The sequence below is a fragment of the Streptomyces vastus genome, from assembly GCF_039532825.1.
GTDB classification, from domain to species: Bacteria; Actinomycetota; Actinomycetes; order Streptomycetales; family Streptomycetaceae; genus Streptomyces; species Streptomyces vastus.
The window spans coordinates 44,334-64,937 of sequence record NZ_BAAASJ010000030.1 but is presented as its reverse complement, the minus strand read 5'-3'; the positions used below and the strand labels follow the sequence as shown (position 1 = coordinate 64,937).

23 protein-coding genes and 1 pseudogene are annotated in these 20,604 nt (G+C 69.0%); 14 read left to right on the top strand and 10 right to left on the bottom strand.

All coding sequences use genetic code 11. The annotated features are described in order from the left end of the window. Positions 1–48 precede the first annotated feature (48 nt). The gene (locus tag ABD357_RS13860; RefSeq protein ID WP_344390133.1) at positions 49–1,086 is read left to right on the top strand and encodes a Gfo/Idh/MocA family oxidoreductase; all 1,038 of its coding nucleotides are present in this window, start codon (positions 49–51) and stop codon (positions 1,084–1,086) included. Between the two features lie 112 nt (positions 1,087–1,198). On the opposite strand, the gene ABD357_RS13855 is transcribed toward ABD357_RS13860, so the two are convergent. Next, positions 1,199–2,563, bottom strand: a complete 1,365-nt coding sequence (locus tag ABD357_RS13855) for a helix-turn-helix domain-containing protein (RefSeq protein ID WP_425584859.1) — start codon at positions 2,561–2,563, stop codon at positions 1,199–1,201. Between the two features lie 211 nt (positions 2,564–2,774). On the opposite strand from ABD357_RS13855, the gene ABD357_RS13850 reads away from it, so the two are divergent. Continuing rightward, on the top strand, positions 2,775–3,527 hold the full coding sequence (locus ABD357_RS13850) for a DUF4232 domain-containing protein (protein ID WP_344390132.1): 753 nt from the start codon (positions 2,775–2,777) through the stop codon (positions 3,525–3,527). Positions 3,528–3,571: 44 nt separating this feature from the next. Here the strand turns inward: ABD357_RS13850 and ABD357_RS13845 are convergent, their stop codons facing one another. Further along, a complete protein-coding gene (locus ABD357_RS13845; protein WP_344390131.1) occupies positions 3,572–4,321 on the bottom strand; it encodes an IclR family transcriptional regulator in 750 nt (249 codons plus the stop codon). 93 nt (positions 4,322–4,414) lie between these two features. Between ABD357_RS13845 and ABD357_RS13840 the strand changes: the two genes are divergently transcribed. Genes ABD357_RS13840 through ABD357_RS44690 form a run of 4 tightly spaced genes read left to right on the top strand, consistent with a single transcriptional unit; the run spans position 4,415 to position 7,590 of the window. Next, a complete protein-coding gene (locus ABD357_RS13840) occupies positions 4,415–5,530 on the top strand; it encodes a cupin domain-containing protein (protein ID WP_344390130.1) in 1,116 nt (371 codons plus the stop codon). Then, the gene (locus ABD357_RS13835; RefSeq protein WP_344390129.1) at positions 5,527–6,363 is read left to right on the top strand and encodes a fumarylacetoacetate hydrolase family protein; all 837 of its coding nucleotides are present in this window, start codon (positions 5,527–5,529) and stop codon (positions 6,361–6,363) included. Before ABD357_RS13840 ends, ABD357_RS13835 begins: the two co-directional genes overlap by 4 nt. Further along, positions 6,360–7,067, top strand: coding sequence for a maleylpyruvate isomerase family mycothiol-dependent enzyme (locus tag ABD357_RS13830; RefSeq protein ID WP_344390128.1), 708 nt, complete (start codon positions 6,360–6,362; stop codon positions 7,065–7,067). Before ABD357_RS13835 ends, ABD357_RS13830 begins: the two co-directional genes overlap by 4 nt. A 34-nt stretch (positions 7,068–7,101) precedes the next feature. Next, positions 7,102–7,590, top strand: coding sequence for an alcohol dehydrogenase catalytic domain-containing protein (locus ABD357_RS44690; protein WP_425584858.1), 489 nt, complete (start codon positions 7,102–7,104; stop codon positions 7,588–7,590). Here the strand turns inward: ABD357_RS44690 and ABD357_RS13820 are convergent. Continuing rightward, entirely contained in the window at positions 7,538–7,876 is a 339-nt protein-coding gene (locus tag ABD357_RS13820; RefSeq protein ID WP_344390127.1) for a MerR family transcriptional regulator, read from the bottom strand. The genes ABD357_RS44690 and ABD357_RS13820 overlap by 53 nt on opposite strands. A gap of 678 nt (positions 7,877–8,554) precedes the next feature. On the opposite strand from ABD357_RS13820, the gene ABD357_RS13815 reads away from it, so the two are divergent. Further along, on the top strand, positions 8,555–8,929 hold the full coding sequence (locus ABD357_RS13815; protein ID WP_344390126.1) for a hypothetical protein: 375 nt from the start codon (positions 8,555–8,557) through the stop codon (positions 8,927–8,929). Positions 8,930–9,023: 94 nt separating this feature from the next. Here the strand turns inward: ABD357_RS13815 and ABD357_RS13810 are convergent, their stop codons facing one another. The 4 genes from ABD357_RS13810 to ABD357_RS13795 all read right to left on the bottom strand — a co-directional run bounded on the left by ABD357_RS13810 (position 9,024) and on the right by ABD357_RS13795 (position 11,841). After that, positions 9,024–9,332 (bottom strand): SCO5918 family protein, encoded by a 309-nt coding sequence (locus ABD357_RS13810; protein ID WP_344390125.1) that lies wholly within the window; start codon positions 9,330–9,332, stop codon positions 9,024–9,026. 50 nt (positions 9,333–9,382) lie between these two features. After that, positions 9,383–9,691, bottom strand: a complete 309-nt coding sequence (locus tag ABD357_RS13805) for a CBS domain-containing protein (protein WP_425584857.1) — start codon at positions 9,689–9,691, stop codon at positions 9,383–9,385. 61 nt (positions 9,692–9,752) lie between these two features. Continuing rightward, a complete protein-coding gene (locus ABD357_RS13800) occupies positions 9,753–11,297 on the bottom strand; it encodes a DEAD/DEAH box helicase (RefSeq protein WP_344390124.1) in 1,545 nt (514 codons plus the stop codon). Between the two features lie 340 nt (positions 11,298–11,637). Continuing rightward, positions 11,638–11,841 (bottom strand): cold-shock protein, encoded by a 204-nt coding sequence (locus ABD357_RS13795; RefSeq protein WP_030872951.1) that lies wholly within the window; start codon positions 11,839–11,841, stop codon positions 11,638–11,640. 525 nt (positions 11,842–12,366) lie between these two features. Here ABD357_RS13795 and ABD357_RS13790 point away from each other — a divergent pair. Beyond that, on the top strand, positions 12,367–13,059 hold the full coding sequence (locus ABD357_RS13790) for a class I SAM-dependent methyltransferase (RefSeq protein ID WP_344390123.1): 693 nt from the start codon (positions 12,367–12,369) through the stop codon (positions 13,057–13,059). A gap of 106 nt (positions 13,060–13,165) precedes the next feature. Then, a complete protein-coding gene (locus tag ABD357_RS13785; protein WP_344390122.1) occupies positions 13,166–14,053 on the top strand; it encodes a helix-turn-helix domain-containing protein in 888 nt (295 codons plus the stop codon). 193 nt (positions 14,054–14,246) lie between these two features. On the opposite strand, the gene ABD357_RS13780 is transcribed toward ABD357_RS13785, so the two are convergent. Then, positions 14,247–14,765 (bottom strand): MarR family winged helix-turn-helix transcriptional regulator, encoded by a 519-nt coding sequence (locus ABD357_RS13780; protein ID WP_344390121.1) that lies wholly within the window; start codon positions 14,763–14,765, stop codon positions 14,247–14,249. 125 nt (positions 14,766–14,890) lie between these two features. Here ABD357_RS13780 and ABD357_RS13775 point away from each other — a divergent pair, with 125 nt between their 5' ends. The 5 genes and pseudogenes from ABD357_RS13775 to ABD357_RS13755 all read left to right on the top strand — a co-directional run bounded on the left by ABD357_RS13775 (position 14,891) and on the right by ABD357_RS13755 (position 18,803). After that, complete coding sequence (locus ABD357_RS13775; RefSeq protein ID WP_344390120.1) at positions 14,891–16,261, top strand: pyridoxal phosphate-dependent decarboxylase family protein; 1,371 nt, start codon at positions 14,891–14,893, stop codon at positions 16,259–16,261. Between the two features lie 165 nt (positions 16,262–16,426). Next, positions 16,427–16,648 (top strand): type II toxin-antitoxin system VapB family antitoxin, encoded by a 222-nt coding sequence (locus tag ABD357_RS13770; protein ID WP_344390119.1) that lies wholly within the window; start codon positions 16,427–16,429, stop codon positions 16,646–16,648. Beyond that, positions 16,645–17,055, top strand: coding sequence for a PIN domain-containing protein (locus ABD357_RS13765; protein WP_344390118.1), 411 nt, complete (start codon positions 16,645–16,647; stop codon positions 17,053–17,055). The genes ABD357_RS13770 and ABD357_RS13765 overlap by 4 nt, the downstream gene beginning before the upstream one ends. Before the next feature lie 112 nt (positions 17,056–17,167). Next, a pseudogene (locus tag ABD357_RS13760) lies at positions 17,168–17,477 on the top strand (IS701 family transposase); the annotation flags it as partial. Positions 17,478–18,125: 648 nt separating this feature from the next. Continuing rightward, positions 18,126–18,803 carry a hypothetical protein gene (locus ABD357_RS13755; protein ID WP_344390117.1) on the top strand — a complete coding sequence of 226 codons (678 nt, stop codon included), beginning with the start codon at positions 18,126–18,128 and terminating at the stop codon, positions 18,801–18,803. Between the two features lie 147 nt (positions 18,804–18,950). On the opposite strand, the gene ABD357_RS13750 is transcribed toward ABD357_RS13755, so the two are convergent. Both ABD357_RS13750 and ABD357_RS13745 read right to left on the bottom strand, forming a co-directional pair. Then, positions 18,951–19,418, bottom strand: a complete 468-nt coding sequence (locus ABD357_RS13750; RefSeq protein WP_344390115.1) for a DUF5990 family protein — start codon at positions 19,416–19,418, stop codon at positions 18,951–18,953. Between the two features lie 213 nt (positions 19,419–19,631). Beyond that, positions 19,632–20,441 (bottom strand): hypothetical protein, encoded by an 810-nt coding sequence (locus tag ABD357_RS13745; protein ID WP_344390114.1) that lies wholly within the window; start codon positions 20,439–20,441, stop codon positions 19,632–19,634. Between the last annotated feature and the right edge of the window lie 163 nt (positions 20,442–20,604).

The window sequence follows — 20,604 nt, the reverse complement described above, 5'->3', positions numbered from 1 at the left end:
GATCCGACGATCCCGGCGGCCTCCGACCATGACGTATGGAGCGCCCGCATGACCACTCCCATGACCACCCAACAGCCTCTCGCCGTCGGCCTCATCGGCGCCGGACGCATGGGCGCCTTCCATGCCGAGACCCTCGCCCACCGCCTCCCGGGCGTCCGGCTCACCGCCATCGCCGACCCCGCCCCGGGCACCGCGCGCAGCCTGGGCAACCGGCTCGGCTGCACCGCCGCCTACACGGACATCGGCGACCTCCTCACCGCCCCGGACATCGACGCGGTGGTGATCGCCACCCCGGCCCGCACCCACGCCGACCTCGTAGAAGCGGCGGCCAAGGCAGGCAAAGCGGTCTACTGCGAGAAGCCGATGGCCGTCACCCTCGCCGAGGCCGACCGCGCCATCAAAGCCGCCGCCGACGCGGGCGTGCCACTCCAGGTGGGCTTCAACCGCCGCTACGACCCGGGCTTCCGAGCCGCCCACGAGAAGATCACCGCCGGTGACATCGGCACACCTCAACTGCTGCGCTCGCTCACCCGCGACCCCGAACTCGCCGACCCGGCCCGTATACCCCCGTGGACGATCTTCCTGGAGACCCTCATCCACGACTTCGACGTCCTGCGCCACCTCAACCCCGGCGCCGAACCCGTCGAAGTCTCCGCGTTTGCGGACGCCCTGATCCGCCCCGACTTCAAGGACCACGGCCTGCTCGACACCGCCGTCGTCACCATCCGCTTCGACAACGGCGCCCTCGCCACCGCCGAAGCCAGCTTCCAGGCCGTCTACGGCTACGACGTACGCGCCGAAGTCCTCGGCTCGGCCGGCATGCTCACCCTGGGCGACCTCCGCCGTACCCACCTGACCGCGTACGGCCCCGACGGCACCACCGCCGAGTGCGTCACCTACGACCAGCACCTCTTCCACGACGCCTACGTGGCCGAACTCGCCGACTTCACCGACGGCGTCCGCACCGGCCGCACCCCCACGGTCACCGGCGAGGACGCCCGCGCCGCCCTGTGCATCGCCCTCGCCGCCATCGACTCCGTCACCACCGGCGGCTCCGTCCGCATCGACCAGCTCAAGGATCTCTGACGCGCCGAACGCCCCCGACCGGTCAGCCGCGCGAGCAGCCGGGCCGCGCGCCGAGGGCGGATGCTGCTCGCACTGCGCCGCGGGCAGCTGTCATCCGCTGCCCGCCGGGTGCTCAGCCGGGAATGTTGGGTTCGTACTCATCCCGTCGCCACTCGGAGCCTCCGAGCGGATGGTTGTACGCGGGCCGCCCCACGTTCCCGCTCGTCCGGAAGGGATTGCCGTTGTCGTCGACGCGTACGGTGCCCTTCTGGTCACCGCTGGACCATTCCAGCTCCAGGTACCAGCTCACGTTGTGTGCCCGCGCGTCCGCGAAGACGTAGAAGACCTCGGGATCGGACTCACTCACCTTGTACGGGAAGTCGCGCTGACCGGCCTTGGGAGAGATCGCGGGCCGCCCGGCATCGAGGTCCACCCCGAAAGCCGTCGTCTCCACGTTGCCACCACACCCGACGCCCATCACGAAGTCGTTCCAGTCGAGCGGCGCGCTCTTCTCCACCACCCGCACATGCAGTTTGTCCAGGACGACGGTGGCCTTCCCCTTGCCCTGCACGGTCAGCGCCAGCATCTGCTGCCCGCCGGCGACGGCTCCGAGCGCGCTGACCCACCCACGCGCGTCCGGCTCACCCGGCGGCGGAACGACCTGCTCGGGCTCCCGGTCGACCAGATAGTGCTGGCTGCACGGCCCTTCCCACTCGTACGGATTGACGACGACGGAGGGCTCGGTGGCCTCGTCCTCGGCACCACCGTCCTGGCCCGCCCCGGCCCCACCGCTCCGGGAGGCGGAGGCGGACGGGGAAGCCGTAGGACTGCCGCTGCGGGACGCGGACGGCGAGGCCGAACCGCCCTTCGCGCCGGACGGCTTGGAGGCACCGGGACTTGCGTCGACGGACGAGGAGGCGGCACCGACGGACCCCTTCCCGCCCCGGGCGTCATGGCCTTCACCCTCGCCCGGCACAAGATTCACCACCAGCGCGACCGACACGAGGGCGGCGGCCACGGCCGCCCCGGCGAGGACGACGGTACGCCGCCGCCGCGCCACGGGAACCTCCGTCAGGTGCCGCCGCTCGACCTCGGGAACGGCCTCGGCCACAGCTTCGGACCCGCCCGCTTCGGACCCCGCGGCCCCGGTCCCGACCTCCCCTTCGGACCCCGCCGCCCTGGTCCCGGCCTCCGCCGCCACATCCGCTGTACGCGCCTGCCGTTCCTCCTCCGCAGCGACTCCGCCCGCCTTCTGCCTGCGCCGGGCATCCGCCAGAACCCACCGCCGATGCAGCTCCACCAGTTCCTCGGGCGTCGCCTTGCACACCCGCGCGAACCGCTCCACGGGTGCGTAATCCGTCGGTACGGCATCCCCGTTGACGTACCGGTGAAGCGTGGACGCACTCGTGTGCAGCCGCTTCCCGAGCACCCCGTAACTGAGCCCGGACCGCTCCTTCAACCGGCCCAACAGTTCAGAGAATTCGTCCCCCGCCACCATTCCGCCCTCTCACCACGTCCCGGACCTCCATTCCAGGGAGAGGTCATTCCCCCAGGTCAGAGCTATCGCAAGCGTTCCAGCGTCCCGGATACCCCGGCAGCCGTGGCGGCCGGGACGGATCACCGCACAAGCTTTGGCCATCCAAACACGCCGCTCCCGGCACCCGGTCGAGCGGCCCATGCCAACGCCCGTACCGCACAGGGGGATTCACATGTCCACACGCGCCAACCGCACCCGCATGCTCGTCGCCGCCGCGCTCACGGCCGCCACGCTGACGTTGACTGCCTGCAACAACGCAGAGGGCGGCCGCGACGAGGGCGCAGCATCGGCAGGATCCGCGTCCACGGCCTCCGCCAACCCTTCCAAGCCCTCGTCCAAGGCGAACGGGGGAACCTCCACCTGGGCGCGACAGACCGATTCGGAGGGCGCGACGTCCGAAGGCTCTACAGGGGGCGCGGCCGGTTCGAGCGGCACGACGGGTTCCGGGGGGTCGTCGGACCCCACGGGCACCTCGGGCTCGAACGGTTCAAAGGGATCGAAGGGCGACTCGGCGTCCGCGTACCCGCCCTGCTCCAGCGCCTCCACCCGGATGACCGCCACGGAGGTCTCCCGCCCGCTGAACCACCTCCTCCTCACCGTCACCAACACCGGCTCGAAGAACTGCGACCTCGTCGGCTATCCGGCGGTCCGTTTCGACGAGGCCCAGTCCGTCCCGCCGGCCTTCGAGGACTCCAAGCCGCAGGCGGTGGTCACGCTGGCCCCTGGCGAGTCGGGCTATGCGAGCGTCCTCCTCACCTCCGCGGACGGCAGCGGCTCCAACGGCTACACGGCCAAGTCCCTCGCGGTCTTCTTCGGCGAGGACGCGAGCGCGCACCCGTCACTCCCCGCGAAGGGCGTGTACGTCGACGACTCGATCGGAGTCTCGTACTGGCAGTCGACCATGGCCGACGCCCTGGCCTGGTGACACACCGACTCACTGAGCCACGGTGCCCCCGATGCGGGGACCGGTCAGGCTCGCGCCTCCAGTTCGCGTTCGACGGCTGAGGCCGTCGAGGCCAGGGCGCTCACCCAATGGGGGAGGCGGTCCCGGCGGAAGCGCGCCGTCGGTATGGCGATCGCCACGGCTGCGATCAGGCCGTGCGAAGGGGCCCGGACGCGGACGCCGATCGCGGTCAGGCCGGTCTCGGTCTCCTGGTTGTTGAGGGCGAAGCCCCGCTTGCGCACCCGGGCCAGTTCGCGCCGCAGCCGGGGCAGGTCGACTTCGGTGTCGCCGTCGTAGAGCGCGGTGAGGTTCTCGGCGGGAAGGGCGGCGAGGATGGCCTTGCCGCCCGAGGTCAGGTGAGCGGGCAGTGACCGGCCGGCCCGGGTGCCGACCCGCAGGATCTGCGGGGCCCGGGACTCCGCCGTCGCCAGGAACCGGGCCTCGGTGCCTGCCAGGACGATGAGGTTGACCGACTCCTCCTCGGCGTCGGCCAGTTCCTGCATATGGGGCAGCGCCACCTCCCTCAGCAGCGTCACCGGAGCCTGGGTGGTGACGGTGGGGCGCAGGACCTCGCCCGCCTGGTAGCGCCGGTCGGGCCGCTGCTCGGCGAAGTCCCGGTAGACGAGCATCGCCAGCAGGCGGTGCGCGGTGGACGGCGAGACGCCAAGACGTTCCGCGGCATCACTGACCCGCATCGGGCCCTCCTGCTGCAGCAGCATCGCCAGGTGCAGCGCGTGGTCGACCGAGGCGATCGGATACGGCGGCTCGTTCTTCATAGCAGAAAAACGTATCCCCCTCAGCAGAACACTGGCAACGTTGCCCGTATCAACCCGTACCAAGTCGTCCCGCTGAGGACTGGGAGTACAGGCATGACCACCACCCCGTCTCCGGTGACCATCCGCGCCACCGACGGCCCGGGACAGCCCGAGCGCACTCCCCAACTCGAGTCGCTCTACCGGCAGTTCGAGTCGGAACTGCTCGTCCCGCTGTGGGCCGAGATCGGCGAACTGATGCCGGCCGAGCCTCACTCCAAGGCCGTGCCGCACCTGTGGCGCTGGCGCAACCTGATGCCGATGGCGGAACAGGCCGGGAGCCTGGTCCCCGTGGGACGCGGCGGCGAGCGCCGTGCCATCGCGCTGGCCAACCCGGGCCTTGGCGGGCGCCCGTTCGCCACGCCGACGCTGTGGGCGGCGATCCAGTACCTCAAGCCGTACGAGGACGCACCGGTCCACCGGCACAGCCAGAACGCGTTCCGCTTCGTGGTCGAGGGCGAGGGTGTGTGGACCGTCGTCGACGGCGACCCGGTGGCCATGCGCCGCGGCGATTTCCTGCCGCAGGCCGGCTGGCACTGGCACGGCCACCACAACCGCAGCGACCGGCCGATGGCCTGGATCGACGGGCTGGACATCCCCTTCCAGCACTACACGGACGCGACGTTCTTCGAGTTCGGCACCGACGACGTCGGCACCCGCGAGGCCCCCGAACGCTCCCGCTCGGAGCGGCTGTGGGCCCACCCGGGCCTGCGCCCGCTCACGCACCTGACGCCCACGCCGGCCACCCCGCTGCTCGCCTACCGCTGGGAGTACACCGACCGCGCGCTGTCCGACCAGCTCGCGCTGGAGGCCGAGGGCTGCACGGCGACCGTCGAGCCGGGACACGCAGCGGTCCGTTACACCAACCCGACCACGGGCGGCGACGTCCTGCCGACGCTCCGCACCGAGTTCCACCGGCTGGCGCCGGACACGGCGACCGCCGCCGTACGGGAGGTCGGCTCGTCGGTCTTCCAGGTCTTCGACGGCACGGGCGAGGTCACGGTGGGCGAGGCCCGCTGGACCGTCGAACGCGGCGACCTCTTCGTCGTTCCCTCCTGGACCCCGCTCAGCCTGGCCACCGACACCGGACTCGACCTCTTCCGCTTCAGCGACACCCCCGTCTTCGAACGGCTCCACCTCGACCGCACCTACCAGGAAGGCCCCCACGCATGAAGCTGGCGACCGTACGCACGGCCGACGGACTGCGCGCCGCCCGCGTCGAGGACGGACAGTACGTCGACCTCGGCCCGGGCGACGTGGGCAGCCTGCTCGCCCACGACGACTGGCGCACCCGTGCCGCGGCCACGGGCGGAGCGACCCTCGCCGTCGAGCCCACCGACCTCGCCCCGGTGATCCCGCACCCCGGCAAGATCGTGTGCGTGGGCCTCAACTACCGCACCCACATCACCGAGATGGGCCGCGACCTGCCCGAACACCCCACTCTGTTCGCCAAGTTCGCCGAAGCACTCATTGGTCCCTACGACACTCTCACCCTGCCGCCCGAGTCCCCCACGGTGGACTGGGAGGCCGAACTCGTCGTGGTCGTCGGCAAGCGGGTGCGGCGCGCGGACCGGGCCACCGCGGAGACGGCCATCGCCGGATATACCGTCATGAACGACGTCTCCATGCGCGACTGGCAGTTCCGCACCAAGGAGTGGCTCCAGGGCAAGACCTGGGAGGCCAGCACGCCCCTCGGCCCTTGCCTGCTCACCGCGGACGAACTCGCGCACGACGCCGCGATCAGCTGCGAGATCGACCGGGAGTCCCTGCAGAAGTCGACCATCGCCGACCTGCTGTTCGACGCCGCCGACCTGGTCTCGTACATCTCGACCATGATCACCCTCAATCCCGGCGACCTCATCGCCACCGGCACCACCGGCGGCGTGGGCCACGCCCGCAAGCCTCCCCGCTACCTCCAGGACGGCCAGACCCTGGTCACGACCGTCGAGGGCATCGGCGCCCTGTCCAACCCGGTACGGCGTGCCCCGGAAAGCACCTCCGCATGACCACGGGCACGCCGGCTCGCAGCCTTCGCTGGATGGCCGAGGGGCACGCGTACTTTCTCTCTCACCTCAAGGCGGTGGGCGACGAGGAGCTACGAGGCTCAAGCCGCCTGCCCGGCTGGTCGGGCCGGCACCTGCTCTCCCACGTCGGGCACAACGCCAAGGCCCTCGGACGGCTGGCCCACTGGGCGGCGACGGGCGAGCCCACACCCATGTACCCGAGCCCGGACGCACGGGCGGAGGAGATCGAGTCCGGCGCCGCCTGGCCCGTGCCGCGCCTGCGCGCCTTCGTCGAGGCCGAGCACGACCGGCTCGCCGCCGCCCTGGACCGCCTCACCGACCCGAAGTGGGACGCCCAGGTCGTCACCGCCCAGGGGCGCACCGTCCCGGCGCGCACCATCCCCTGGCTGCGCAGCCGCGAAGTGTGGATCCACGCCTGCGACTTGCCGTCCGGCGGCGACTTCTCGGCCTTCCCGGAGGACTTCGCCGACGCGTTGATCGAAGACGCGCTCACCCGCCGCCGTACCGCGCAGGGCCTACGGCTCCAGGTGCGGGCGACCGACCGGGACCGCCGTACCGACGACAGCCCGGCCGTCGTCGAGGGATCCGCAGCCGACCTCGCGCGCTGGCTCACCGGACGCGGCACATCCGTACGACTCCATACGACAACGGGGGCGCCGCTCCCCGAGCTGCCGCCGTGGCTGTGACCACCCGCAGAACGAACACCGTCGCCACCGGGCTGTGCCGCACGACCTGAGCGTGCGCCGCCAGGCCGCGCCCTTCCCGCTGCCCGCCGTGCTCGGCCACGAGGGGGCGGGTGTCGTGGAGTCCGTCGGGCCGCAGGTCGGCGGCTTCGCGCCCGGCGACCGCCTGATCCTCGACTACACCTCCTGCGGAGCCTGCGCAGGCTGGCGGGCGGGCCGCCCCGTCTGTCCGGTCTGTCCGGCGCACGTTCCAGCGCGGCCGGCCGGTCGTCCCACCGATTCAGACGGCTTCGGGCGGCTTCATTCGGCGGACCTGGACCCGGCCGTGCGTCGCCGGAGCGCCGGCGTGGTGAGTATGGGTGACGGCCCCAACCGTTACGAGTTGGAGTCCGCTCCAAGGCAAGCAGCCACCTCCGCTTGGTCCGGCCACGAGCCCGCATGTCGGTGTGAGCCCCATGCCCGCGCCGGTGCACTCAGCTGGAACTGTCGGGATCTTCCTTCGCGGCGCGGCGGTACTCGGCGTTGATGCGCTGCGCTTCCTCAAGCTGGTCCTCGAGGATGACGATGCGGCAGGCAGCCTCGATCGGGGTCCCCTGGTCGACGAGTTCGCGGGCGCGAGCGGCGATCCGCAGCTGGTAACGGGAGTACCGCCGGTGCCCGCCCTCCGAGCGGAGCGGAGTGATCAGACGGGCCTCACCGATGGCCCGGAGGAAGCCGGGGGTGGTGCCGAGCATTTCGGCGGCCCGGCCCATGGTGTACGCGGGGTAGTCGTCGTCGTCCAGACGACCGCTGAGCGGAGTATCTGCTGTCATTTACACCTCGTTGTACGACGCGTCGAGGGGCCCTGGTGCCATGCGGCACCAGGGCCCCGAAGGGATTGAACACCATCTGTCGGCCCTACTGCTGTGCCGACCTGCTGTTTCCGCTACCCGGCCCGGGAGAGGGCCGGGAGTGCGGGGATCGCGGATTCGTGACCGGGGACCACCTTCCAATCCGGGGTCTTGCGGTACCCGGCCGAATGCTTCCTGGGCCGGGCGATCCTGATGGCGTCTGCTCCCTCCTTCCTTTCCTCTGAATGATGCGAACTGCTGGTGTTGCTGTCGGCGGCCCCTCAACCTGCGAGCCGCCCAGTGCGACTGTCAGTCCCGTCACCGTCCTGCGAACAACGTGGCTTCGGAACTCCACAGTCACCCTGACCTGCAAACTTCGTGTACCGCTGCCCGGCAGTTCGTGTCTGCCGGGCTTCCTTGACCGTGTCTACGAAAGGAACCTTAACTAGATCACCAGCCAATGTCTACTCTGGCGAGCACAGATTTCGGAGATCTCGAGGCGTAAGTATTTTGCGTCGGCTGACAGCGGCGGCGCGGTGGGCCATGCGCTCCAGCGCCCCCGGTCTCTCACCGCGCCGGTTCGCCGGCCGCACGTCGGCGCCCGAGGTCACGTGCGGGAAATGAGCACAGAGGACCGACCACTGCATAAAATCGGCTCTCATGTCGAAACCTGACGACCTGCTCGCGGACATCGCCGCCAAGGTGGAGTCCGCGCAAAGCAATCAGATGTCGCTGACTGTGGTTGTCGGCGGTGCTGTCATCACCGGCCGACTGGCGCCCGAAGCCGTGTGGAGGGAGCGAGTGTCGGAGGTACTGAAGGACTCGGACCGTCTCGGCCAGTTCTCCGGTGTCTTCGCAGCCGACCGGACAGAGGACCGAACCGACCGCGGCGAGGCGCCCACGCATCTGCACTTCCATCTCGCCCGGATCCTGCAGGGCAGTGTCGGGATCCCCGAGACGGGTGGAATGTACCGAGTCGCCATCAGCGACGTCAGTGCCTGGACCGTGGGGGACTTCAGTTACTCCGAACCGTGAGACGCCCCACGACGAGGGCCCTGCCGACGTGTGTCGGCAGGGCCCTCATCGCTGTTCTGTCGCTGTTCTGGTGCCGGCTTCCGCCGGTCGTCATTCAGGAGACGGGCCTGCCGAGCAGGGCCGATGCGGTCTGCAGCGGTGTGAGGACGCGCGCGGCGGGTGTGCTCTCCTCGCCGTTGCGGCAGGTGAAGCCGAGGCGGCTCATGGCGCGGGTGACTTCCCCGCTGGTGAAGTCGCGGCGGTCCTGCCGGGTGATGACTTCGCCCACTTGCTTGACGGGATAGTGGCGGCGGCCGATGAGCACGGACTCACCCGTGACGGCCTCGGGCTTGATGCCCTTCATGGAGGCCAGTACCTCGTGCTTGGTGAGTTCGAACGGGAACCGGGCGATGACACAGCGCATGATGCCTCACAGGGATGGAGTACGAGTCGGGGCTGACCTGCTGAGGCGGGTCAGGGGGAGAGGGCGAGCACGCCCGGTGGTCGACCGGCGCCGAGGAGATCCCGTAGACGGACCCGGTCCGTGAAGGCGGAGCTGTCGCGGACGACGGCGAGCTGGGCCCGGTTGATCGAGCTGGTGAACTGTTCGTCCTTGTCACACAGCAGCAGATGCTCGACATGTGCACCGGCCATGACGGACAGGGCCACCTCGACGGTCATGTCGTCAGGGACCCGCAGTCCGGATACGCCGACGACCTCGGCCGGGGCCGGAAGCGCGGAGGCAGGCTCCGTAGGGCGCTGCAGCAGCCGAACCGGCTTCAAGGTGGAGCCTCCTGCAAGGACGGGTCTGCGAAGTCGGGTGAGGTTTCTGCCCACGAGGGCTCTAGGCCGCCGGGTTGGAGGCGGTCGGCCGCTGTGCCGCGCGGCGTGCCGCCTCGCCGGTGGACCGGCCCTGGCCGGCGCGGCCGCGGCGGCCGCGGGACGGGGACGAGGAAGAGGAAGAGGCGCCGCGCCGGGGGCGTTCCACGACCGGCACTGTGATGACGACGGGGACACCCGAGGGCGCCTGAGCGCCTGTGATGCGGGTCAACTCCGCTTCACCCGAGTTCACCTGGGTTGTCTGCGGGGTGATGCCGGCGGCGGCCATCAGCCGGCTCATGTCGCGGCGCTGGTTGGGGGTCACCAGGGTGACCACGCTGCCGGACTCACCGGCGCGGGCCGTGCGGCCGCCACGGTGTAGATAGTCCTTGTGGTCGCTGGGCGGATCGACGTTCACCACCAGATCGAGGTTGTCCACGTGGATTCCGCGCGCCGCGACATTGGTCGCCACCAGTACCGTCACATGCCCGGCCTTGAAGCGGTTCAGGGTCCGTGTGCGCTGCGGCTGGGACTTGCCACCGTGCAGGGCGCCGGCGCGGACGCCGCTGTTCAGCAGATGCTCGGTCAGCCGGTCCACCGCGTGCTTGGTGTCCAGGAACATGAGCACCCGGCCCTCGCGTGCGGCGATCTCGGTGGTGGTCCGATGCTTGTCCGCGCCGCGTACGTGGAGTACGTGGTGCTCCATGGTGGTGACCGCACCCGCGGACGGGTCGACGGAGTGGACCACCGGGTCGTGCAGGTAGCGGCGGACCAGCAGGTCGACGTTGCGGTCCAAGGTGGCCGAGAAGAGCATCCGCTGCCCTTCGGGACGCACTTGGTCGAGCAGCGCGGTGACCTGGGGCATGAAGCCCATGTCGGTCATTTGGTCGGCCTCGTCGAGGACGGTGATGGCGACGCGGTCCAGTCGGCAGGCGCCGCGGTCGATGAGATCCTTGAGCCGGCCCGGCGTGGCGACGACGATCTCCGCACCGCCACGCAGTGCCCCGGCCTGCCTGCCGATCGACATCCCGCCGACCACTGTGGTCAGCCGCAGCCGCACAGCTCGGGCGTACGGGGCGAGCGCGTCGGTGACCTGTTGGGCGAGCTCGCGGGTGGGTACGAGGACGAGGGCCAGCGGCTGCCGGGGCTCGGCGCGCTGACCGGCCGTACGGGCGAGGACCGCGAGGCCGAAGGCGAGCGTCTTGCCCGAACCGGTGCGGCCACGGCCGAGTACGTCGCGGCCTGCGAGCGAGTTCGGCAGAGTCGCCGCCTGGATCGGGAACGGTGCGGTCACGCCCTCGTGGCCGAGCGCGGCCAGCAACGGCGCAGGCATGGCGAGATCGGCGAACGTCTCGACGGCACCGAGCGCGGGGGTGATCGTCTTCGGCAGCGCGAACTCGCCCTGGGGAGCGGCCTGTCGACGTCCATGACCTTCGGGGCGGCGCGGAGCACCGGAGCGGCCGGGGACTGCGGTTCCGGCCCCGGTTCCGTAGCGGCTGCCGCCCCTCTTGGCGCCGGAACCTCCGGCGCGAGTGCGGACGAAGCGATCGTTTGTACGCGTGCGGTTCATGCGGAACCTTCCTTGATATGGCACGAATCAAGGAATTCCCGCAGCAAATGAGCAGCGCAGAGAATCGCGAGAACGAGCCGAAGACAATGCGGAATCGAATGGGATCCCGAAGGGAACGTGCAGGGAATGCACAGGTGACGTGCGTGGGATTTTTCTCTCACGAGAATGGTGAGATCCCGGCGGCAGGATCGATGGGGTCATGACCATGGCCCCTGGACAACCCTGCGGCTGAAATTGTGGTTGTCAGGTACGGTCGGGCAGGCAGCCCGCGCCCTGAAAACCGATCAGCTGGGGCCCGCACCCCACGGTGCGGGCCCCAGCTGCGACGTACGTGTCGGCGTCAGGCGGGAACGATGTTCTCGGCCGTCGGGCCCTTCTGGCCCTGCGCGATGTCGAAGGTCACCTTCTGGCCTTCCGAGAGCTCACGGAAGCCCTGAGCGGCGATGTTCGAGTAGTGAGCGAAGACATCGGCGCCGCCGCCGTCCTGCTCGATGAAGCCGAAGCCCTTTTCCGCGTTGAACCACTTCACGGTGCCGGCAGCCATATTGAATCTCCTTTGGGGCGGTGCTCGAAGTCCACACTGTGCGGACTCCGCGTCGTCGAGATGATCACCCCGCCGGAAAATAACCGGAAATGTAAGGAGCTCTACCGGCGTATGGAACCGGTGAGGGCACTCCCAAGCGTTCGGGAACCACAACTGCAACTGGGACCGACAGTATCACGTTGCGATCGACCGTGTGCGTTGAATAGTTCTGCTCCACCTGTCGAGTAAGGAACCTTCATCGAGCGTGGCGTCTATTTCTCATTTCGCGACCACAGATATTGGCTCGCCCGGACCCCAGCGTTTCTGGCCGTTCGGGCGTCGCACGGCGCCCGAACGGCGTAGCCGGCTCGCAGAGGTCATCACCACCGCGGGCCCCGACGCCACGCGTCCATCTCACAGCATCGCCGACGGGACACGCACTCGCCGGACCTCGCTGTCACGCGGTCAGACGCGTCACTCCTTCTACCGATGGGAGTTGTGGAACATGTCCATTGCAGTGTGGGGGCATATCGAGAGGCAACACTGATGCACAGGTCTGCATACGAGCAGATGGAACTCTGCGTGAAGGAGTACATGCCGACGAATCGGCGGCACCGGGTCGTTGATCTGGGATCGCGTGTGTCAGACAAGCAGAGTGTCACGCATAAAGAAATGCTGGGTCAGCGCGACATCGACTATGTGGGCGTCGATGTGCTCGATGGACAGAATGTGGATGCCGTGATGGCCAAGCCGTACCGCATTCCAGTGAAGTCGAACAGTGCGGACTTTGTGCTCTCGGGCCAGGCATTCGAACACATCCCGTTCTTCTGGGCAACGATGATGGAGATCGCGCGTGTGCTGAAGCCCAGGGGAATGGCATTCATCACGGCACCGTCGCGCGGCCATGCGCACGACGCACAGGACTGCTGGCGCTACTACCCAGACGGGTTCCGGGCGATGGCTGCGTACTCGGGACTCGAATTGCGCGAGGCCTACACCGATTTCCCGCCGATGACGGGAATCCGGCACAATTACGCGGCCATTGATGCCGAACATGCCTACTGGGGTGATTCCGTCGGGGTCTTCCAGAAGCCCCGCCGCTACCGGCGACTGCCGGTGTTCTTCGTACGCGAACTGACTGTTTGGTGGGCCAACCGCGTCGGGGGTATCCAGAACACGCCCCTGCTCGAGCCAGTCGAAGGGCGTGCGCTCTGCGGGCGCCCTGGGGACGTGCCGTAGTGGGGGCTCCACCTCGGTCTGATACTCGGTATCAAAATGCGTCGCAGGGTCGATGCTGTACGTTGCTCCGCATCTGCCTGGCACGTTGGACGACTGGAGGACAGAGATGTCTTCACATGTGGCGCCCGGTGACCAAGTGACGCCCGGACTCGACCGGCGCACCGAGCTGAGGGAGTTCCTGCGTTCTCGCAGGGCCCGGCTCAGTCCCGAGGACGTGGGCCTGCCCTCGCACGGGCGGCGGCGGGTTCCCGGGTTGCGGCGCGAGGAGATGGCGCAGCTGGCGGGGATGTCGTACGCGTACTACGCACGCCTGGAGCAGGGATACGGCGAAACCATGTCGGCCGAGGTGCTGGACGTCGTCGCCCGTGTCCTGTGTCTGACCGAGGAGGAGCATGGCCATTTGATCCGGCTGGCGCAGCCCGACCGGCAGAGCACGCCGCAGGCCACGCCCCCGCCGCAGCGACTGCGGCCCACCGTCCAGCACCTGCTCGACGCGCTCGGCGTACCCGCCTACGTCGTCAGCCGGCGGATGGACATCCTGGGATGGAACCGGCTCGCCGCCGCCGTCTTCGGGGACTGGGGCCGGCTGCCGTCCGCGGAGCGCAACGTGGCCCGGCTGATCTTCCTCTCGTCGGCGATGCGCGATCGGTTCTCCGACCCGGCCGACGCGGCTCTGAAAGTCGCCGGCGTTCTGCGCATCAACGCCGGCAAGAGCCCCGGGGATCCACATCTCGCTTCCCTGATCCAGGAGTTGTCGCAGAAGAGCGAGGAGTTCCGGCGGTTGTGGGCACGGCACGAGGTGAGCTGCGGGAGCGTCGGCGACTCCGTGCGGATGCGGCACCCGGTGGTGGGAGAGTTCGACCTCGTCCGCGAGCCCATGGCGCTGCCCGGCGGCGCCCCCATGCGGCTGATGACCTTCCACGCCGAGCCGGGCTCCCGCTCGGAGGAAGCCCTGCGGATACTGGCCAGTTGGGAGATGGAGCCGCTGCGCTGAGGCGTGGGTACGCGCACCGCAGGTTGCAGCGGTCATGCGGACAGGAGCGCGGCTGGTGATGACATCCGGCCGCGACGGAACACAGCACGGCCATCCATCGCCTGACCACGACGTACGCGGGCGGAACGCCGGTCACCGTGGTCGGTCATCGCCCGGCCGGCCCGCCCGGACGCTCCCCCCGCCGCGCGCGGTATCAGCCGGCGGCGTCGCGCAGCGCCTCGTTGATGTCGCTCAGCGCGTCGGTCAGCCGGGTGTAGTCGTCGCGGACCACGGGCGTGACGAAGTACCGCTCGACGACATGAGAGTGAACGGTCACGGCCTGAAGGAAAACGGTACGGCCGTGATCAGTCGGCTCCACGAAGACGCTTCTGCGGTCGTCCGGTGACGGTACGCGGCGGACCAGGCCGGCTTCTTCCATGCGGTCGATCAGCCGGGTGGTGCCACTGCTGGTGAGGGTGAGGTCGTCGGCGAGTTGGCGCTGGGAGACCTCCTCGCCCGGCTTGCGGCACAGCCTGATGAGGACCTCCAGCATCGTGTGACTGATCCCGCACTCCCGTCGCAGAGCAGTGTCGATCCGCTGCTCCAAGCGGGTCGCGGCTTTGATCAGCAGCCCGAAGTCGTGAACGAGCTGGCTGTTGGCGGCACGGACGACCTGTTCGCCCCGCCTGGTCGCGGCATTCACCTGCGCAGATCCTCCCATCCTGACGGTCATGGCTCGCGAGTTTACTGCCACATCACCTACTGACGTCTCAGTTGCTGAGCAATCAATTGCTGACTGCTCAACAAAATTCTATGGTGGACGCCACCCCGTCGGCCACATCGGAGAGAGGGACATCCATGGACCTGCAGCACTGGCTCGGCCGAGCCACCCACGCGATACAGGACTGGGCCGACACCTTCGGCACCTACCAGCCGCACCCGTCGCTCCAGGTCGACGACGACCGCTTCGCCACAGCCTTCGAGGAGTTCACCGGGAGACTGAGGGACAACTACCCCTTCTTCCACCCGAGCTACGTGGGGCAGATGCTCAAGCCCCCGCACCCCGCCGCAGTGGCGGGCTACCTCACCGCCATGCTGATCAACCCCAACAACCACGCCCTGGACGGCGGCCCCGCCACGGCCCGGATGGAACGCGAGGCCGTTGCTCAGCTGGCCGCCATGTTCGGCTACGACACCCACCTCGGCCACCTCACCACCAGCGGCACGATCGCCAACCTCGAAGCCCTCTTCGTCGCCCGCGAACTACACCCCGGCCGAGGTGTCGCGTACGGCGCGGACGCCCACTACACACACGGCCGGATGTGCCGTGTGCTGGGGATGGAGGGGCACGCGGTCCCCACGGACGACAGGGGACGTATGGACCTCGACGCGCTGGAGGACCTGCTGCGCAGCGGCCGGGTGGGCACGGTCGTGCTGACGGCTGGAACCACCGGGCTGGGGGCCGTCGACCCGGTCCACGAGGCCCTGCTTCTCAAAGAGCGTTACGGCGTTCGTATCCACATCGACGCCGCATACGGCGGCTTCTTCACCCTGCTGGCCGGCGCCGAGGGGCCCGAGGGACTCGCGCCCGAGCCCTGGCAGGCGATCGCCCGGTGCGATTCGGTCGTCGTCGACCCGCACAAACACGGGCTCCAGCCCTACGGCTGCGGTGCCGTGCTCTTCCGCGACCCCGAGGTGGGGCGCTTCTACCTCCACGACTCGCCGTACACCTACTTCACCTCCAGCGAGCTCCATCTCGGCGAGATCAGCCTTGAATGCTCACGCGCCGGCGCCTCGGCCGCCGCCCTGTGGCTCACCTTCCAGCTTCTCCCGCCCACCGCCGACGGCCTGGGCCGGGCGCTCGCGGCGGGCCGCCGGGCCGCATTGAAGTGGGCCCAACTGATCACCGCCTCCGAACACTTGGAGCTCTACCAACAGCCGGAACTGGACATCGTCAGTTACTTCCCCCGTGTCGACCCCGCCACCTTGAGCGGCATCGACACGGCCTCCGCCCGCATCCTGGCGGACGGCATCACGAGCCCCGACCCGGTGTTCCTGAGCACTCTGAGAGCCGACCGCGAGGCGTTCACCGCACGCCACCCCAAAATCACCTCGGACGCCGACAGCGCCCGCATCCTCCGCAGTGTGTTGATGAAACCGGAATCCGAGCACCACGTGGAACACATCCACCACCAGGTCGAACGGCTCGCCCAATCCCCATGGCGATGACCGCCCCCGCATCAGGCGAGGACTGTGTCCGCCGGCTCGTGTGCGGGCTCATCTGGAGTGTCCGTCGCTACCGCACATGACGAAGCTGACATGCAGGCGTGGACCTGTTGATGTTGGTGACGTACTCTTCTATGTACATCACCAACATTGTGCGGGAGGTGCCGTATGTCTGTGACCCAGATCGACATAGACGATGACGCACTGGAGCGTGCCATGGCTCTGTCCAAGGTCAGAACCAAGAAGGAGGCGGTCAATCTCGCATTGAACTTCTACGCCGAGCAGCAGGAGCGTGCGGCGCGCATCAGCCGTCACTTCGAGCGTGCGCGTGAGTGGGGTGCCGTCGAGGACGCCGAACGCCTGCACCGGGCAGAGAAGGACAGCCGGTGATCTACCTGCTCGACACGTCTGGCCTGGTTCGGCTGCTCCGTGATCCAAAACTGCAATCGGCCTGGTACGACGCGATCGACGCCGGGGCCATCGCGTCCTGCCATGTACAACGCGCCGAGTTCCTCCACAGCGCCCGGAACGGACGCGAGTACGACGAGATCACGGAGATGTTCACCGACCTCTACCCCGACGTGTCGGTGCCGAAGAACGCGGGGCGCTGGATCAGCGCGGTGCAACACCGTATGGCCCATGCCGGGGAGCATCGCAGCGCTTCGGCCGTGGACCTCGTCATCGCCGCCACCGCAGCCCATCACGGTCTGGCCGTCCTCCACGACGATGCCGACTACCGCGCCACCGCCCGGCACGCATCCGACTTCATCGAGCACAACGTCCACGACGTCGCCTGAGCGGAGCCTGCTGATCCTGCTGGTACGCGTCTGCCGTACGACGTCGGCACCCGCCGTCGCGGTGACGCTGGTCGTGACGCTCGGCGCCGCGGTGATCGTCCTTCCCTACCGGATGTGGGGCGATCCGCAGTGGCCCAGCAGCTTCGCTACTTTCTTGACCCCCCGGGCCGCGGGCCGGTTCCGGCGGGTAGAACCCCGCGCCACCGCCCGCGCGTATCTGCTCGGCCTGCTGTCGGGTGTCGAGCGGAAGAACTGCTGGCGGCTGGCCGAACAGGCCGGCCTTGCTCGTCCCGGACCGATGCCGCCTCTCCTGCGCAGTGCTCGCTGGGACGCGGACGCGGACGCGGACAGTGGATCAGACGGGCTTTGCGAAGAAGGGCAGTGGTTCGGCAGGCGTGCAGCGGCAGTACACCGGAAGCAGCAATTTCCCGCGTGTGAGCAGCACCATGGCCCTGCGCTCACCCGACGCTGGGACTCTGACGCGCCCGTCCAAGGGCCGACAGCCGAAACGGCCCGCCGGAGAAACCGACGGACCGTCACGACACCTTGGCGCCGACTCGCAGCGCCTGTCAGTACTGGTGCCCGAGGTCCACACTCAGCAGTACGGGTGAACAGCCGACGCTTTCGTTCGGTACCGGTGGTGAGTCCTTTACGGTCTGCAAATGGATCCGGCGGTTGTAGGGGAGGTCCTGCGGGCGGGCGCCGGTTGAAAGGCGCACCTGATGTTGGGGTTGGGGAAGTCACCGGACGTGTTCAAGGCCCGTTCAGGCCGTTCGAGCGGAGCGGGGGTCTGGTGCGCGGTCGGCGTGGCATGTCTCGTCGCAACAGCGCTGACCTCCGCCGGTTGGTGGGCAGCCGAGAGTCTGGCGGCGTGGATGAAGGCATTCGGGCCGTCCGTCGCCTGCTGGGTGTTGACGGCGTCCCTGATGCTCCGTGCGTGGGGGGCGAGAGGGCGTGTGCGGAAGCGTCTGCTGCTGTTCGCGGGTTCTGCCGCGGCCGGGGGTGTGTACCGGGCCGCGGTTACCGTGTTGTCGGCCCACCCTCCGGCATGGGCAGTGGATGCGCGGCCGTTGCTCGGTCCGGTGGTGGTCACCGTAGTGACGGTGGCGGTGGGCCTGGGAATGGCCGGTCTGGTCGTCGCGGCCGATTCCGGTGCAGGTCGGCACCTGTGGCTGCGGCGCGTGCTTGACGGGGTCGTCACGGCCGGCTCCGTGTTCATGACGGGATGGGTACTGCTGCGGGCGGTTGGTGTCGGCTGGCGGCTGGAGAAGGGGATGGTCGGCGTCCTTTGGGGCGCGGAAGTCGTGTTCCTCGGTTTTCTGTTCGCCCTCTGGCGTCGCGTGCGGAACGATCAGCGGGCCACTGTGGGAGTAGCGGTCGTCGGGCTGACCCTCACGCTGATCGGCGACACCGTGCGACTGTGGTCGGCCGGCCCGCATTCCGCCGAGGTGATGCCTTCTCAGCTGGCCGACGCCTGCGACACCGCGGGACTGCTGGTGATTGCTGCCAGCCCTTGGGCGGACGGCGGGGTGAACGTCCTGGGCACTGGTCGGCCCGCCCTGCGGGCGGGGATAGAGGGTGCCGCGGCGTTCGTTCCCCTGACCGTCTGCACGGTGACGGCGCTGGGATATGTGTTGGCTCCTCTTGCCCGCGACCCGGTACCGCTGTTGGTCGGCGGAATCGTGCTGCTGGGTCTTTGGGCACGCCAGATGTTCCTGCCGAGCGAGAACACCGGAAACGACGACTGAAAGAGCGTTTGTCCCGGCGGAAGTGTGTGGTTCCGGGTTCATCGCGCGCGAGACGGCGGTGGTGCATCAGCCGGCCGAAGGCCCGCGCGACCAGCCGGCGTCGGGGGGTTGAAGTGCTAGGCGCTCGCCCACACCCCCGTGGCAGTACTAGCCGGCGCGTGCGGCGGTCCAGGTGATGTGCGGGGGCTCGACGCGTGCGCACAGAGGCCCGCCCTGCGCGTCGGTCAGGCCTAGGCGTCCGACCAGCAGCCCGTCCCGTGCGGCGGCGGCGAGTACGTCGGCGGGGATGACGTCGAGCATCAGCTTGGCGCGGCGGAACATCGTGAAGAGGCCCGACTCGTCGACCGTGCCCCACGACAGGTAGATGAACCGTCGGCCCAGACGGTCCTGCACGTAGGGGCCTTTGACATCGGTGCCGGTCGGCGAGGCGCTAGTGGTGCACTCCAGGGTCCATGTCGCGGACGGTGCGTCGCCGGGTTGTGGCTCGAGGAGTTCGGCCGGACGGTCGCGGCGTTGCACGGCGACGTGGATGTTGCCGTACGCGGGGACTTTGCCGTCGACAGAGGCGGGGCGGGTGAGGCCGGGCAGGTCGACGGCGTCGATGCGGATGCGCATAGCGACCATCATCCCGCCATTGTCCCGCCATCGTCCGCGCAGAGAGGTCAGCCGGCCTCGAACCGGGTGGGCCCGGCAGCGGTGACCTCGTCACGCAGTGCCGGCCCTCCTCTACGGCGGCCTCCTCGCCACCCCCGCCCACCCACGTCGGTCGGCGCCCCATCGCCGCGCCGCGCCGGCGTCCGGCGCGGCGCGTTGCGTCCGGCCTGCGGCTCAGTGGTCGTCGCGGATGGTGGTCGCGATGCCGTTGCTGATCACGACCTCGGCGGAGAAGCCCTTCTTGGCGGCCGTCTCCAGTTCGGCCTCGGTGCACTCGATGCCGCCCTGGCCGCCTTCGCCCGTGTTCGTGTCACCGCAGATGTCGCCGTAACCCCAGATCTCGGTGTCCTCGGCGACGAGGAACTGCTGCTCGACGCCCTTCATGTCGGAGACCGTGTACTTGCCCGGCGCCAGGTAGGAGACGTTGCCGAACCAGGTTCCGTTGACACCCTTGCCCTCGTTGATGCCCTCGACGACGGTCTCGTCGGAGTCAGAGCCGGAGCCGGAGTCCGAACCGGAGGAGCCGGAGCCCGAGCCGGCGTCCTGCTGGGCGGCACGCCGCTCGGTCACCAGGGCCGCGATACCGTCCTTCATCTCCACGTCGGCGCTCACGGCGCCCTTCTTTGTGGCCGTCTCCAGCTGGTCCAGCGTGCACGGCGCGTCCACCTTGGACCCCGCCTCGCCGCATATGGTGCCGGCGCCGTAGACCTCGGTGTCGTCGGCGACCAGGAACTGCTGGTCGTCCTTGCCCGGTACGGACACGATGTACTTGCCCGGGGCGAGATAGGCGACCTTGCCGTTCTTGAACGAGCCGCTGACGCCCTTGGAGTTCTTGGCGTCCGACGCCTTCTCCGCGACCGCCGCCGTGCCGGTCCCGCTCGCGCCGGACGAGCTGTCGTCGGTGCCGTTCTGGCACGCCGTCATCAGCACCCCGGCGGTGATCGCGGCGGTGACGACGACGACCTTGCGCAGGTGGCGGTTCATCACGGGAAGTTCCTTCCGAAGTGGGGAGCAGCAGGCGCCCGGCGGCGTTTCCGCCGGTTCCCGCCCTGTGCTGACTATGAGGAGTCCCAGAGCCCTCAGGTCACGCCCGTCTTGCTTCACGACACCGCCGTGGCACAGCCGTGACACAGCAACACATCGGCTT

What these genes read in the sequence shown, in the direction of transcription:
- ABD357_RS13745 (WP_344390114.1), bottom strand. Translation starts at nt 20,441, where the DNA reads ATGAACCGCCACCTGCGCAAGGTCGTCGTCGTCACCGCCGCGATCACC.
- ABD357_RS13780 (WP_344390121.1), bottom strand. Translation starts at nt 14,765, where the DNA reads ATGACCGTCAGGATGGGAGGATCTGCGCAGGTGAATGCCGCGACCAGG.
- ABD357_RS13795 (WP_030872951.1), bottom strand. Translation starts at nt 11,841, where the DNA reads ATGGCTGCCGGCACCGTGAAGTGGTTCAACGCGGAAAAGGGCTTCGGC.
- ABD357_RS13840 (WP_344390130.1), top strand. Translation starts at nt 4,415, where the DNA reads ATGACCACCACCCCGTCTCCGGTGACCATCCGCGCCACCGACGGCCCG.
- ABD357_RS13770 (WP_344390119.1), top strand. Translation starts at nt 16,427, where the DNA reads ATGTCTGTGACCCAGATCGACATAGACGATGACGCACTGGAGCGTGCC.
- ABD357_RS13810 (WP_344390125.1), bottom strand. Translation starts at nt 9,332, where the DNA reads ATGCGCTGTGTCATCGCCCGGTTCCCGTTCGAACTCACCAAGCACGAG.
- ABD357_RS13855 (WP_425584859.1), bottom strand. Translation starts at nt 2,563, where the DNA reads ATGGTGGCGGGGGACGAATTCTCTGAACTGTTGGGCCGGTTGAAGGAG.
- ABD357_RS13775 (WP_344390120.1), top strand. Translation starts at nt 14,891, where the DNA reads ATGGACCTGCAGCACTGGCTCGGCCGAGCCACCCACGCGATACAGGAC.
- ABD357_RS13860 (WP_344390133.1), top strand. Translation starts at nt 49, where the DNA reads ATGACCACTCCCATGACCACCCAACAGCCTCTCGCCGTCGGCCTCATC.
- ABD357_RS13845 (WP_344390131.1), bottom strand. Translation starts at nt 4,321, where the DNA reads ATGAAGAACGAGCCGCCGTATCCGATCGCCTCGGTCGACCACGCGCTG.
- ABD357_RS13815 (WP_344390126.1), top strand. Translation starts at nt 8,555, where the DNA reads ATGTCGAAACCTGACGACCTGCTCGCGGACATCGCCGCCAAGGTGGAG.
- ABD357_RS13790 (WP_344390123.1), top strand. Translation starts at nt 12,367, where the DNA reads ATGCACAGGTCTGCATACGAGCAGATGGAACTCTGCGTGAAGGAGTAC.
- ABD357_RS13830 (WP_344390128.1), top strand. Translation starts at nt 6,360, where the DNA reads ATGACCACGGGCACGCCGGCTCGCAGCCTTCGCTGGATGGCCGAGGGG.
- ABD357_RS13800 (WP_344390124.1), bottom strand. Translation starts at nt 11,297, where the DNA reads ATGAACCGCACGCGTACAAACGATCGCTTCGTCCGCACTCGCGCCGGA.
- ABD357_RS13835 (WP_344390129.1), top strand. Translation starts at nt 5,527, where the DNA reads ATGAAGCTGGCGACCGTACGCACGGCCGACGGACTGCGCGCCGCCCGC.
- ABD357_RS13750 (WP_344390115.1), bottom strand. Translation starts at nt 19,418, where the DNA reads ATGCGCATCCGCATCGACGCCGTCGACCTGCCCGGCCTCACCCGCCCC.
- ABD357_RS13820 (WP_344390127.1), bottom strand. Translation starts at nt 7,876, where the DNA reads ATGACAGCAGATACTCCGCTCAGCGGTCGTCTGGACGACGACGACTAC.
- ABD357_RS13850 (WP_344390132.1), top strand. Translation starts at nt 2,775, where the DNA reads ATGTCCACACGCGCCAACCGCACCCGCATGCTCGTCGCCGCCGCGCTC.
- ABD357_RS13785 (WP_344390122.1), top strand. Translation starts at nt 13,166, where the DNA reads ATGTCTTCACATGTGGCGCCCGGTGACCAAGTGACGCCCGGACTCGAC.